The 12,853-nt window shown below is 61.0% G+C and carries 10 protein-coding genes; 2 read left to right on the top strand and 8 right to left on the bottom strand.

Features of this window, described 5'->3' with window-relative positions:
- The first annotated feature begins 41 nt into the window (after positions 1 to 41).
- Positions 42 to 1,106, top strand: a complete 1,065-nt coding sequence (fba, locus tag AB3G35_RS04830; protein WP_016782491.1) for a class II fructose-bisphosphate aldolase — start codon at positions 42 to 44, stop codon at positions 1,104 to 1,106.
- Between the two features lie 63 nt (positions 1,107 to 1,169).
- Here the strand turns inward: fba and AB3G35_RS04835 are convergent, their stop codons facing one another.
- The 7 genes from AB3G35_RS04835 to AB3G35_RS04865 all read right to left on the bottom strand — a co-directional run bounded on the left by AB3G35_RS04835 (position 1,170) and on the right by AB3G35_RS04865 (position 9,485).
- A complete protein-coding gene (locus tag AB3G35_RS04835; RefSeq protein WP_095040600.1) occupies positions 1,170 to 1,346 on the bottom strand; it encodes a hypothetical protein in 177 nt (58 codons plus the stop codon).
- Positions 1,343 to 2,455 (bottom strand): PepSY domain-containing protein, encoded by a 1,113-nt coding sequence (locus AB3G35_RS04840; RefSeq protein ID WP_016782489.1) that lies wholly within the window; start codon positions 2,453 to 2,455, stop codon positions 1,343 to 1,345. Before AB3G35_RS04840 ends, AB3G35_RS04835 begins: the two co-directional genes overlap by 4 nt.
- A gap of 141 nt (positions 2,456 to 2,596) precedes the next feature.
- Positions 2,597 to 5,032 carry a TonB-dependent siderophore receptor gene (locus tag AB3G35_RS04845; protein WP_369782350.1) on the bottom strand — a complete coding sequence of 812 codons (2,436 nt, stop codon included), beginning with the start codon at positions 5,030 to 5,032 and terminating at the stop codon, positions 2,597 to 2,599.
- 90 nt (positions 5,033 to 5,122) lie between these two features.
- Positions 5,123 to 6,100: a FecR domain-containing protein gene (locus AB3G35_RS04850; protein ID WP_369782351.1), complete on the bottom strand. Its 978-nt coding sequence runs from the start codon at positions 6,098 to 6,100 to the stop codon at positions 5,123 to 5,125.
- Positions 6,097 to 6,621, bottom strand: coding sequence for an RNA polymerase sigma factor (locus AB3G35_RS04855; RefSeq protein ID WP_016782486.1), 525 nt, complete (start codon positions 6,619 to 6,621; stop codon positions 6,097 to 6,099). Before AB3G35_RS04855 ends, AB3G35_RS04850 begins: the two co-directional genes overlap by 4 nt.
- Positions 6,622 to 6,843: 222 nt before the next feature.
- Entirely contained in the window at positions 6,844 to 7,554 is a 711-nt protein-coding gene (locus AB3G35_RS04860) for a PolC-type DNA polymerase III (protein WP_369782352.1), read from the bottom strand.
- Positions 7,551 to 9,485 (bottom strand): putative nucleotidyltransferase substrate binding domain-containing protein, encoded by a 1,935-nt coding sequence (locus AB3G35_RS04865; protein WP_369782353.1) that lies wholly within the window; start codon positions 9,483 to 9,485, stop codon positions 7,551 to 7,553. The genes AB3G35_RS04860 and AB3G35_RS04865 overlap by 4 nt, the downstream gene beginning before the upstream one ends.
- A 294-nt stretch (positions 9,486 to 9,779) precedes the next feature.
- Between AB3G35_RS04865 and AB3G35_RS04870 the strand changes: the two genes are divergently transcribed.
- The gene (locus AB3G35_RS04870; RefSeq protein ID WP_016782483.1) at positions 9,780 to 10,220 is read left to right on the top strand and encodes a response regulator; all 441 of its coding nucleotides are present in this window, start codon (positions 9,780 to 9,782) and stop codon (positions 10,218 to 10,220) included.
- Between the two features lie 60 nt (positions 10,221 to 10,280).
- On the opposite strand, the gene AB3G35_RS04875 is transcribed toward AB3G35_RS04870, so the two are convergent.
- Positions 10,281 to 12,458: a malate synthase G gene (locus AB3G35_RS04875; RefSeq protein WP_016782482.1), complete on the bottom strand. Its 2,178-nt coding sequence runs from the start codon at positions 12,456 to 12,458 to the stop codon at positions 10,281 to 10,283.
- Positions 12,459 to 12,853 lie beyond the last annotated feature (395 nt).

Consider the following 12,853-nt stretch of genomic DNA (forward strand, 5'->3'; position numbering starts at 1 on the left):
CTTGCACGATTAACGACCCTTGTCCGGGAGAGACACACACAATGGCACTTATCAGCATGCGCCAGATGTTGGACCACGCCGCCGAATTCGGCTACGGCGTTCCAGCCTTCAACGTAAACAACCTTGAGCAGATGCGCGCCATTATGGAAGCCGCTGACAAGACCGACTCCCCGGTGATCGTTCAGGCTTCGGCCGGTGCGCGCAAGTACGCAGGTGCTCCCTTCCTGCGTCACCTGATCCTGGCTGCAATCGAAGAATTCCCGCATATCCCGGTGTGCATGCACCAGGACCACGGCACCAGCCCTGACGTGTGCCAGCGCTCGATCCAGCTGGGCTTCAGCTCGGTGATGATGGACGGCTCGCTGGGCGAAGACGGCAAAACCCCGACTGACTACGACTACAACGTTCGCGTTACCCAGCAAACTGTTGCCCTGGCGCACGCTTGCGGTGTATCGGTTGAAGGCGAGCTGGGCTGCCTGGGTTCCCTGGAAACCGGTATGGCTGGCGAAGAAGATGGCATCGGTGCAGAAGGCGTTCTGGATCACAGCCAGATGCTGACCGACCCGGAAGAAGCGGCTGACTTCGTCAAGCGCACCCAGGTAGATGCCCTGGCCATAGCCATCGGTACTTCCCACGGCGCTTACAAGTTCACCAAGCCACCTACTGGCGACGTACTGGCGATTGACCGGATCAAAGAGATCCACAAGCGCATTCCGAACACTCACCTGGTGATGCACGGTTCGTCTTCGGTGCCACAAGAGTGGCTGGCGATCATCAACGAATACGGCGGCGACATCAAAGAAACCTACGGTGTGCCGGTTGAAGAAATCGTTGAAGGCATCAAGCACGGCGTGCGCAAGGTCAACATCGACACCGACCTGCGTCTGGCATCGACTGGCGCCATGCGTCGCCTGATGGCAACCAACCCGAGCGAGTTCGACCCGCGCAAGTTCTTCGGCGCCACCGTAACGGCCATGCGTGACGTGTGTATTGCCCGTTACGAAGCCTTCGGTACTGCCGGTAATGCTTCGAAGATCAAGCCGATCTCCCTGGAAGCCATGTACCAGCGTTACCTCAAGGGTGAGCTGAACGCCAAGGTCAACTAAGACCGGCGCGTACTAAAAAGCCCGCAGCGATGCGGGCTTTTTTGTGGGTGTCAATTGTGGCCCTCAACGCTTGAGCAAGCCCTGCACACTGATCCACACAGGAATCCCCAAGCCAATCCAGCTCAGCACATCCCAGGCGCCTTCACCCAATAGCGCACTGAACAGCCCCGTCACACTGACCAGCCCGATAGCTAACGGGATGGCAAACACTTTCCAGAAGTTCGACTGACGCGGCCTCATCGTGCGCTCTCCTTGGCTGCGCGTCTGCGCACCCACCACAGGTACAACCCGCTGCCGAGCACCACGATGGTCAGTACATCAAGAGCTGCCCAGAGGATTTTCATCGGCATGCCGCCGTAGTCGCCAAAATGCAGCGGCTGCGACATGCCCATGGCGTCCATGTACCACGGTCGTCCGGCCACGGCGGTGACCTCCAGGGTGCTGGCGTCAATCAAGACTGGGGTCAGCAGGTGCGAGGTCAGGTGCGTGCTGCCTTTCATAAAGACCGCGTAATGATGTTCGCTGGAGAACCGCGTACCGGGGAAAGCGATAAAGTCCGGGCGCATGCCGGGTGCGGCCCTGGCGGCAATCTCCAGCAGTTGGCTGGCCGGGGCCAGGTGGGTCAGCGGCGGGGCATCGCGGTAGGGTTCGATCATGGCGCTGAGGCTGTCATTGCGCCAGGCGGCGATAATCAGGTCGGCACAGGCGCTGATCACCCCGGTCACACCCACCACCAAGGCCCAGGTCAGGGTCACGGCGCCAATCAGGTTATGCAGGTCGAGCCAGCGCAAGCGGGTGGATTTGTCGGTGCGCACGGTGGCGAATTCATGGCGGCGCATAAAGGGCAGGTACAGCACTGTGCCGGAGATGATCGCCAGCACAAACAGCAGCCCCATAAAGGCCAATAGCAGCTTGCCGGGCAGCCCGGCGAACATGTCCACATGCAGGCGCAGCATGACCATCATCAGCCCGCCATTGGCTGACGGCACCTCAATGGCTTCGCCCGTGCGGGCATCGAGCATAAAGGTGTGGGAAGAGTTGGGTTCAGTGCCGGCGGTGGGTGCCATGATGGTCAGGACGGCATTGGGTTCGTCTTCTTCCCAGCCGAAATACTGCATGACCTCGCCCGGGCGATGGGCTTCGGCGGCGCGTACCAGCTGTTGCAGGTCGAGGGTCGGGGTATCGGCAGGCAGCGCCTTGACCTGCGGCGCATCGCCCAGCAGATGGTCGATTTCATGATGAAAAATCAACGGTAGGCCGGTGAGTGCCAGCATCAGCAAGAACGCGGTGCAAATCAGGCTGGTCCAGGTGTGGATAAAGGACCAGCGGCGGATGGTTTTGCTTTTCATGAAGATCCTGAATGCGTAAACCCCCTGTGGGAGCGGGCTGGCTCGCGATGCAGGCAACTCGGGGTGTCTGAAAAAACCGAGGTGATGCCATCGCGGGCAAGCCCGCTCCCACAGGGGGAAGGTGGTGCAGCCCTTAGCGGGTTACCACTTGTAGTTGACGCTGGCCATGACGTTACGGCGGTCGCCGTAGTAGCAGTAGAAACCGTCGCAGGTCGACAGGTATTCCTTGTCGAATACGTTGTTGGCGTTCACAGAAACCGTGGCGCCCTTGAGCGTTGTACTGACCTTGCCCAAGTCGTAATGCACCGCGGCGTCGTAGACGGTGTAAGCGTCGGTGTGGCCATAAGAAGCGTCGGGCACATAAGCCATGCTGCCGATTGCGATGTTGTCGGTCTCGCCAATATAGCGGGCACCAAAGCCGACGCCGAAGCCATCCAGTACGCCTTTGTGCCAGGTGTAGTCCGCCCAGATCGAGGCTTGATGTTCAGGTGTCAGGGGGAGTGGACGGTTCTTGTCCAGCGGGTCGGAGACCTTGGTCATCTTGGTGTTGGCATAGGTGTAGGCAGCGGTCAGTTTAAGGTTCTCGTTGACGTTGCCCACGGCCTCCAGCTCCACGCCGCGCACGTTGGCTTCACCCAGTGGCCGGCTTACACCCAGGGTGTCGCTGAGCACGATGTTTTTGCGGGTCAGGTCATACACGGCAGCGGTGAACAGCATCTCGGTGCCGGGTGGCTGGTACTTGAGGCCCACTTCGTATTGCTTGCCGGTGCCGGGCTTGAACGCTTTGCCGCCAAAGCCACCCGGCTCGGCCTGGAACGATTCGGCATAGGACACATAAGGCGTGAAGCCGGAATCGAACACATAGCTCAGCGCGGCATTGCCAGTGAAGGCACTGTCATCACGTTTGTCGCGTGCGTAGTTCTCGTTGTAGAACGTGGTGTCGGTGTGCAGCCAGTCCTGGCGCCCGCCCAGGGTCAGGCGCCAGTTGTCCAGCGCCATCTGGTCTTGCAGGTAGAGGCCGGTGTCACGGGTTTTCTGGTTGTAGTCGTTATAAGCGGTGTACTTGACGTTGCTGAAATCCTGCCCGTAGATCGGGTTGATGATGTTGCTGGCCGGAGCGGCGCCGTATTGCCATTTGTAGTTAGTGTTGACGCGCTGGTGGTCGAGGCCGATCAGTACCGTGTGCTTGAGGGCTCCCGTGTTGAAGTCCGCCTGGAAGTTGTTATCCACGGCGAACTGGCTGATGTCTTCGTTCACGATATTGGCGCCGCGCTGCACGGTACCGTCGTCGGCAACGGAGCCGTAGTAACCGCCTGCAGTGATGCCCTGAAACGACAGGTCGCTTTTGGTGTAGCGCAAGTTCTGACGGAACTGCCATACATCGTCAAAGCGGTGTTCGAAGGCGTAGCCGAGTGCGTAGTAGGTCTTGTCGTAGAACTCCCACTTCGGGTCACCCAGGTTCTCGTGATACTTCACCTTGCCCGCCGGTGAGTCGACCTTGGTGCCCTGGATCGGCAAGAACTGGCTGGTGATACCCGTGTCGTCACGGTTGAACTGGCTGAGGAAGGTCAGCTTGGTGTCCGGGTCGATGTTCCAGGTCAGGCTGGGCGCGAGGTTGTAGCGCTTGTCTTCGTTGTGATCGATCGCGGTGTTGCTGTCGCGTACCAGGCCGCTGATGCGGTACAGAAAGCGGCCTTCATCATCGATCGGGCCGGTGCTGTCGAAGCTGATTTGTTTGCGCTGGTAGCTGCCGACTTGTACCTGCACTTCATGGCTCGGGGTGTCTTGCGGGCGACGGCTGACCATATCCAGCAAGCCACCGGCAGGGGTCTGGCCGTAGACCGATGACGCTGGGCCACGGAGCAGGGCTACGCGCTCCAGGTCCCAGGTTTCCAGCTTGGGCATGGTGTAGGAGCCCTTGGGCAGCGGCAGGCCGTCGAGAAACTGGGTCGGTTCGAAACCCCGAACCTTAAGCCACTCTGAGCGGCTGTCGCTGCCATAGCTGCTGGCCGTAACGCCGGGCATGTAACGAACCGCATCATCCAGGTTCTGCACCGCTCGATCCTGCATCTGGCTGCGGGTGGCCACGGAGATGGAGCGGGGGGCTTCAGCCAGCGAGGTATCGGTTTTGGTACCCGACGCCGTACGTTGGGCGAGGTAACCATCCACCGGGCCCCAGGCACTTTCGTAAGTGCCCTGGCCGGAAATGGTCGTTGCGCCCAGGGCCAATGCGCCCTGGGGGATTTCGATCAGCGTGAAGCTGCCCGCACTGCCCGGCACCAATTGCAACCCGCTCCCCTGCAACGCTTCACGCATCGCTGTCGTGGCTTCGAACGTGCCCTCGACCGGTGCCGAGGTTTTGCCTGCCAGCAGGGACGAGTCGATGGCCAGGGTGATGCCGGCCTGGCTGGCGATCTGGTTCAAGGTGGCCGCCAACGGGCCGGCGGGCAGGTTGTAGCTGCGCGCAGAGGATGCCTGCTCGGCGGCCATCAGCGGGGTGCTGGCCAGCGGGGCGCTTAGTGCAATGGCGACAGCCAACAGGCTGGGACGCAAAAACGTGTCGAGGGTGCGGGACATTCGGCGGGTTCCTGAATGGAAATGTTTCTTAATGCCTATCTGCCGCACGAGATTGGAAAAGTGATAGGGCTGATTGAAAATAATTTAGATTCAGTTCGCCGCAGGCTTGGCGCTGACAGTGACCCACCATGGGGTACGTTGCCGGATCTCGACCGGCAAGGTCGGCAGCAGGGCGTTGAGTGCCAGCTCCACATTGTTCAGCGGGAAGCTGCCAGTGATGCGCAGGTCGGCTACTTCAGGCGCTACGCCCAGGTGGCCGCGCTGGTAGCGGTTGAGTTCACCCACCATGTCGGCTAGGCGCACGTTGTCCAGCACCAGCATGCCCCGTGTCCAGGCATCGGCTCCGGGGCTGACGGCATACATCTGGCCCAGACGGTCGCGGTGCATGAGCACTTGCTGGCCTTCGCTGTAGATGGTCTGTTCGCCGCTGTCTTGGGGGTGGGCCTGCACCCGTGATTGCAGCACGCTCAGGCGCGTGCCGTCGTCTTCACGCTTGACCATGAAGCGCGTGCCCAGGGCCAGCAAGCTGCCATCGCGGGTTTGCACGATAAAGGGCCTAGGGTCGCCGTGGCCGGTCTCGACCATGATCTCGCCTTCTTGCAGGACGATGCGCCGGGTGCTGTCGTCAAACTGCACATCGACTGCGCTATGGGTATTGAGGTTGAGCAGCGTGCCATCGGCCAGGCGCAGTTGGCGTTGTTCGCCGGTGGCGGTGCGCTGGTCGGCCATCCAGTAATCGATGGGCAGGTAGCTTTTACCGGCGAACAGGGCCAGCCCGCACACCAGTGCGACACTCGCCAGGCCACTACCGAGCTTGCGTACCCGTTGCTGCACGCCATTGCGGGCATTGAGCAGGGCGTTGCGCGCCGGGATGCCGGTGTTGCTGAAGCGCTGGTCGAGCATGCCCAGTTGTAACCAGGCACGGGCGTGTTCTTCGCTGGCGCTGTACCACTTGGCGAATTCGGCCTGTTCCACGGCGCTGCCGTTGCCGCAGTCCAGGCACAGTTGCCAGGCAATGGCGGCGTCCAGCACCTGGGCCGAGACCGGTTTGGTATTGGCCTGGCTCATGTCGGTTCGCCATACAGGGCGATATAGCACTGACGGATGCCCTGGGCCAGGTATTGGCGCACACGGGGCACCGACACGCCCAGGCGTTCGGCGATTTCGGCGTGGGTCATGCCGTCGAGCCGGCTGTGCAGGAAGGCGGCGCGGGCTTTGCTCGACAGCTTGGCCAGCATGCGGTCGATGGCCTTGAGGTCTTCGAGGATCAGTTGCTGGGCCTCGGGCGAAGGCTGCTCGGCCTCGGGTATCAACATCAATTCGTTGAGCCAGGCCTGTTCCAGTGCGGCGCGGCGAAAGTAGTCAAACAGCAGGCCCTTGGCGATGGCCGCCAAAAAGGCCCGGGGCTCGCGTGGAGCTTGCAGTCCGGTGCGGCCCAGCAGGCGCACGAAGGTGTCCTGGCTGAGGTCTTCGGCCCGTTGGGGGCAGGCCACGTTGCGTCGCAACCACGCCAGCAGCCAGCCGCGATGGTCGCGATAAAGCGCTCCAACCAGCTCACTGTGGGGGTTTTGGACTGACGACAAGGGCATCACCGACTGCAAGTTTTAACTAACGATAATTATTCGCGATTGTGGCAGAGGGAATGGTCCTACGCAATTGACGCTCATCGGATGACTTTTGGACGTTGTTGTCTGTTGCCCTCACCCCAACCCTCTCCCGGAGGGAGAGGGGGCTAAAGGCAAAAGCAATTTTGTGCAACAACATAAGTCAGTCCCCTCTCCCTCCGGGAGAGGGTTAGGGTGAGGGGGCTCTTAAAAACCGTGCATCTGCTTGCGCCGCTGCCACTGGTTGAGCCGCTGTTGCAAGGCCAGGGGGCTGTCGATGCCCTGTGCCCGGGCGCGGCTGAACAGGATCAGCGCCAGCTCGGCAGTGGCCAAGGCGTCGGCGCTGGCGTTGTGGCGGTCTTCGACCTGCAGGTTGAAGTGATTGATCCACTGGTCGAGCCCGGCTTCGCGCTGATGCACCTGCGGGCACAGCATCGGAGCCAGTGCCGCCACATCCATAAACGGGTGCTGCAAGCGGTAGCCCAGGCTGTCCTTGAGCGCACGGGTGAGCATGTGCTGGTCAAACGGCGCATGGAACGCCAGCACCGGGCTATCACCCACAAAGTCCATGAAATCGAGCAGGGCATCCACCGGGTCGCTGCCTGCGGCAATAGCCGCAGGCCCCAGGCCATGCAGCAACAGGCTGGGGCTCAGGGCGCTGTCGGGACGCTGCAGGGTACGTTCAAACGCCTGGCCCAGGTCGATCGCGCCGTCTTCAATGACCACTGCACCCATCGACAGCACCTGATCGCGGTTAAGGTTCAGGCCGCTGGTCTCCAGGTCCACCACGACCCAGCGTTGCGTGCGCAATGGCGCCTCGCTCAACGCCGGGGCGGGCGCCAGTTGCTGCAGGCGTTGCTGCTGTTCAAGGCTCAGCAGCGGCTTTTTGCGCGGCAACAACCAGGACAACAGGCTCATAGCTGATACCGCAGGGCCAGGCTGCTTTGCAGACGCTGGGCCTGACGCAGCGCTTCACGCAGGATACGGCGGTCCAGCTGGTTGAGGCTGTCGGGGTCGACGCGGTTGGAGTACGGGCGGTTTTCCCGGGTTTGCAACTGGTGCTGTTGCATGCGGGTTTGCTGGATAAAGTGATACGCCTCCTCGTAGGCCGCGCCGTCCAGCGCTTCAATCACGTCCAGAGCGACCAGTTGGCGCAAGCGTTCCAGGGTGTTGTTGGCTTCGACACCGTTGGCCAGCGCCAGCAAGCGCGCACCGTCGACAAAAGGCGTGAGGCCCTGGACCTTGAGGTCGAGGGTGGCCTTGTCGCTGCCTTTGCGCTCCAGCACAAATTCGCGAAAACGCCCCACCGGCGGGCGGTGACGCAACGCGTTGTCGGCCATCATGCGCTGGAACAGGCGGTTGTCGGCCACTTGCTCAAGGATGCCGCGGCGCAGCTGCGCGCAGCCCTGTTCATCGCCCCAGACCACGCGCAGGTCGAAATAGATGGTGCTGGCCAGCAGGTTTTCCGGAGTGGCCTCGCGGATAAAGGCGCCAAAGCGGCGCGCCCATTCAGCACGGGACAGGCACAGCTCGGGGTTGCCGGCCATGATATTGCCCTTGCACAGGGTAAAACCGCAGGCCGCCAGGTGCTGGTTGATCTGCTGGGCGATGGGCAGCAGGCGCTGGCGAATACTGGCGGCTTCGGCTGCGTCCCTGGCCTCGAACAGGATGCCGTTGTCCTGGTCAGTGTGCAGGGTTTGCTCGCGCCGCCCCTCGCTGCCAAAGCACAACCAGGTAAACGGCACGCCGGGGTCGCCTTTGTCGGCCAGTACCAGCTCGATCACCCGGCAAACGGTGTGATCGTTGAGCTGGGTGATGATATGGGTGATCTGCGTGGAAGACGCGCCATGGGCCAGCATGCGCTCAACCAACTGGCCGATTTCGCCGCGCAGGCTGATCAGGGTGTCCAGCCGGGGGGCATGGCGGATGGTACGCGCCAGGTGCACCAGGTCGACCCGTTGCAGGGAGAACAGGTCGCGCTCGGAAACAACGCCACACAAGCGTTGATCTTTAACCAGGCACACGTGGGCGATATGCCGCTCGGTCATGGCGATGGCGGCGTCGAAAGCGCTGTGGTCGGGGCTCAGGTAGAACGGCTCGGGGGTCATGTGCTGATCGATGGCCTGCGCGAAGTCCTCAATGCCATTGGCCACCACCTGCCGCAGGTCGCGCAGGGTGAAAATCCCCAGCGGGGCCTTGTGCTCGTCGACCACAACAATGCTGCCCACTTGCTGTTCGTGCATCAGCCGAACGGCTTCGCGCAGGGCAACGTTCGGGGCGCAAGTGACAGGGTGGCGCATGGCCAGTTCGCCCAGGCGGGTATTGAGCGAGTATTGCGTGCCGAGTGTTTGCGCGGCTTTTTGCTGCACTTGCTGATTGACCTTGTCGAGCAGGCTGCTGACGCCGCGCAGGGCAAAGTCGCGGAACTCGTCAGACAGGGCAAACAGCTTGATAAATGCGGGCTTGTTCAGTTGCAGGCAAAACGTATCTTCGGCGGCGCGGTGTTCGGTGCGGGTGGCGCGCTCGCCCAGCAGCGCGGCCAGGGGGAAGCACTCGCCAGCGGTGATCTCGAAGGTGGTCTGGGCCTCTTCACGGCCTTCGTGGGTACGCTCGCCGACCACGCGACCCTGCTTGACGATATAGAAATGTTCCACCGGCCCGTCAGTCGGTCGGATGATGCTTTCGCCCGGGGCATAGAAGCGCAGTTGGCACTGCTCGACCAGGTACGCCAGGTGAGTGTTTTCCATTTGGTTGAACGGCGGGAATCGCTGCAAAAACTGCATGGTGCCGTGAATGTTCTGCAACACCGCGGTTTTCCCTGCCTGGAGAAACGCATCCGATTTACTCATTACTGATACCGCGTGGTGGGTTGTGAACCGTTGTTGTTATGACCGGCCAGGGCTGCGCCCTGTGGTGTTTTTCTATCCCTCATGCTCGGCGGTCTGCGTCCGGGTGCCCATTGGACGTAAGTCTAGGGGGCATCAGGCCATGACTGTTTTAGAAAATTCGTACAGGTTTTTTGTGTGTTTCTTGTTCTTATAGGCTTGGAAATACCTACGGCTGAGCGCACATTGGCATTCTGTAATGGATAACCGACTACGCTGTTAGGATATTTCGCCTGCAAGTCCGCTTCCGGGAAGCCTATGACTGAACACGACATTTTGACTGACGCCGAAAAAGAGGCCTTGCAAGAGGTCATGCAGACACCTGCTTCGGCCTCGTCATGTGTGTTGATTGTTGAAGACGACCCCGTGGCGCGGGAGTTGTTGGCCGAGTTTCTGGAGCTCAACGCGATTGAGTGCCTCAAGGCCAGTAATGAAGAGGAAGCGCTGGCGCTGTTGGCAGCGGGCCAGCCGATCAACCTGATGCTCACCGATTTGCGCATGCTGCCCCACGATGGCTTGCATCTGATCCGCAAGGTGCGTGAGTCCGAGCGGGCGGCCTTGCCGATCATCATCATGTCGGGTGACGCCAATGTGCGTGACGCCATCGATGCCATGCACCTGAGCGTGGTGGACTTTCTGCTCAAGCCCATTGATACCGACAAGTTGCTCAAGCTGATCCGCCAGGAGCTGGGCATCTAGGGCTTGTTCCTGCAGGCATAAAAAAGCCCCGAATATTCGGGGCTTTTTTATTGCTGCGGGTTACAGGCCGTTTTTGGCCTTGAACTCGCGACGACGACGGTGCAGTACCGGCTCGGTATAGCCGTTAGGCTGCTTGGTGCCTTCGATCACCAGTTCGACTGCCGCCTGGAAGGCGATGTTGCTGTCGAAGTTCGGTGCCAGCGGGCGGTACTGCGCATCGTTGGCGTTCTGGCGGTCAACCACCGGTGCCATGCGCTTGAGGCTTGCCATGACCTGGTCTTCATTGACGATGCCATGACGCAGCCAGTTTGCGATGTGCTGGCTGGAAATACGCAGCGTGGCACGGTCTTCCATCAGGCCGATGTCATTGATGTCCGGCACCTTCGAACAACCCACGCCCTGGTCGATCCAGCGCACAACGTAGCCCAGGATGCCCTGGGAGTTGTTGTCCAGTTCGTTCTGGATCTGTTCCGGAGTCCACTGCGGGTTCACCGCCAGGGGGATGGTCAGGATATCGTCCACCGAGGCCGGTGCGCGCTTGGCCAGTTCGGCCTGACGGGCGAATACGTCAACCTTGTGGTAATGCAGTGCGTGCAGGGCGGCGGCGGTCGGCGACGGCACCCAGGCAGTGTTGGCGCCGGCCAGCGGGTGGGCGATTTTCTGCTCCAGCATGGCGGCCATCAGGTCGGGCATGGCCCACATGCCTTTACCGATTTGCGCACGACCTTGCAGGCCAGTGCTCAAGCCGACATCGACGTTGTTGTTTTCGTAGGCCGAAATCCACTTCTGGGCTTTCATGTCGGCCTTGCGTACTACCGGGCCGGCTTCCATCGAGGTGTGAATTTCGTCGCCAGTGCGGTCCAGGAAGCCGGTGTTGATAAACACCACGCGCTCGCTGGCGGCCTTGATACAGGCCTTGAGGTTGACCGTGGTGCGGCGCTCTTCGTCCATGATCCCGACTTTGAGCGTATTGCGTGGCAGCTTGAGCACGTCTTCGATGCGGCCGAACAGCTCGTTGGTGAACGCGGCCTCTTCAGCACCGTGCATCTTCGGCTTGACGATGTACACCGAGCCGGTGCGGCTGTTGCTGCGCGTGGCCTTGCCGTTGAGGCTGTGGATCGCCGCCAGGCTGGTGAGCAGGCCGTCGAGGATGCCTTCAGGCACTTCGTTGCCGTCTTTGTCGAGGATCGCGTCGATGGTCATCAGGTGACCCACGTTGCGCACGAACAGCAGTGAACGGCCATGCAGGCTGACGGTGCCGCCGTTGGGTGCGGTGTACTCGCGGTCCGGGTTCATGGTGCGGGTGAAGGTCGTGCCGCCCTTGGACACTTGCTCGCTGAGGTCGCCTTTCATCAGGCCTAGCCAGTTGCGGTAGATCACCACCTTGTCATCGGCATCGACGGCGGCAACCGAGTCTTCGCAGTCCATGATGGTGGTCAGGGCGGCTTCCATCAGCACGTCCTTGACCCCGGCGGCATCGGTCTGGCCGACAGGGCTGGAGGCGTCGATCTGGATTTCGAAGTGCAGGCCGTTGTGCTTGAGCAGCACAGCCGTCGGCGCTGCGGCCGAACCGTGGTAACCGATCAGCTGTGCGGTGTCACGCAGGCCGCTGCTGGCGCCGCCCTTGAGGGTTACCTGCAGGGCACCGCCGACGATGGCGTAGCCGGTGGCATCAGTATGCGAGGCACCGGTCAGGGGCGCGGCCTCGTCGAGGAAGGCGCGGGCGAAGGCAATGACCTTGTCGCCGCGAACCTTGTTGTAGCCTTTGCCCTTTTCGGCGCCGTCGGCTTCGCTGATGGCATCGGTGCCATACAGCGCGTCGTAGAGCGAGCCCCAACGGGCGTTCGAAGCATTGAGGGCAAAGCGCGCATTCATCACCGGCACCACCAGCTGCGGGCCGGCCATGCGGGCGATTTCGTCATCGACGTTTTGCGTCGTTGCCTGGAAATCTGCCGCTTCTGGCTGCAGATACCCGATGTCCTGGAGGAAGGCCTTATAAGCCACGGCGTCATGGGCCTTGCCGGCCTGGGCCTGGTGCCAGGCGTCGATGCGCGCCTGCAAATCATCGCGTTTGGCGAGCAGTGCTTTGTTCTTGGGTGCCAGGTCATTGATGACCTTGTCGGCACCGGCCCAGAACTGATCGGCGGTGAGGCCGGTACCGGGGATAGCTTCGTTGTTGACGAAGTCGAACAGGACTTTGGCGACCTGCAGGCCACCGACGTGAACGTGTTCAGTCATTGCTTGCCTCACTCATTTTTATTTAAAGCCTGGAGCGCTTCTCAAAACACCGCCAGAGCGGGTTTGTACGGGGATTGCAGACGCCTTGGCAGACCATGTTGCAAATTATGTAGTGGTTGCCGAGGCATACTACATGATCAATTGCAGATGTGAAAATCAGACTGATCACGTCGTTCTGCGACCGTTTTTACGCTAACGGTCACACGCAAGAACATGATGTTCTCAAGAAACGGGCAGGTTGTTCCAGATAATTCTAAAAACAGTACACAATTTGTGATTTGCAATGGCTTCTGTGGGAGCGGGCTTGCTCGCGATTCGGGCGACGTGGTCTGTCAGGCTAACCGTGGCGAGACTATCGCGAGCAAGCCCGCTCCCACAAAGGAGGGTGTTGCCTA

The sequence above is a fragment of the Pseudomonas sp. WC2401 genome (assembly GCF_041200115.1).
Classification (GTDB): Bacteria; Pseudomonadota; Gammaproteobacteria; order Pseudomonadales; family Pseudomonadaceae; genus Aquipseudomonas; species Aquipseudomonas fragi.

What these genes read in the sequence shown, in the direction of transcription:
- fba (WP_016782491.1), top strand. Translation starts at nt 42, where the DNA reads ATGGCACTTATCAGCATGCGCCAGATGTTGGACCACGCCGCCGAATTC.
- AB3G35_RS04865 (WP_369782353.1), bottom strand. Translation starts at nt 9,485, where the DNA reads ATGAGTAAATCGGATGCGTTTCTCCAGGCAGGGAAAACCGCGGTGTTG.
- AB3G35_RS04850 (WP_369782351.1), bottom strand. Translation starts at nt 6,100, where the DNA reads ATGAGCCAGGCCAATACCAAACCGGTCTCGGCCCAGGTGCTGGACGCC.
- AB3G35_RS04860 (WP_369782352.1), bottom strand. Translation starts at nt 7,554, where the DNA reads ATGAGCCTGTTGTCCTGGTTGTTGCCGCGCAAAAAGCCGCTGCTGAGC.
- AB3G35_RS04855 (WP_016782486.1), bottom strand. Translation starts at nt 6,621, where the DNA reads ATGCCCTTGTCGTCAGTCCAAAACCCCCACAGTGAGCTGGTTGGAGCG.
- AB3G35_RS04870 (WP_016782483.1), top strand. Translation starts at nt 9,780, where the DNA reads ATGACTGAACACGACATTTTGACTGACGCCGAAAAAGAGGCCTTGCAA.
- AB3G35_RS04835 (WP_095040600.1), bottom strand. Translation starts at nt 1,346, where the DNA reads ATGAGGCCGCGTCAGTCGAACTTCTGGAAAGTGTTTGCCATCCCGTTA.
- AB3G35_RS04840 (WP_016782489.1), bottom strand. Translation starts at nt 2,455, where the DNA reads ATGAAAAGCAAAACCATCCGCCGCTGGTCCTTTATCCACACCTGGACC.
- AB3G35_RS04845 (WP_369782350.1), bottom strand. Translation starts at nt 5,032, where the DNA reads ATGTCCCGCACCCTCGACACGTTTTTGCGTCCCAGCCTGTTGGCTGTC.
- AB3G35_RS04875 (WP_016782482.1), bottom strand. Translation starts at nt 12,458, where the DNA reads ATGACTGAACACGTTCACGTCGGTGGCCTGCAGGTCGCCAAAGTCCTG.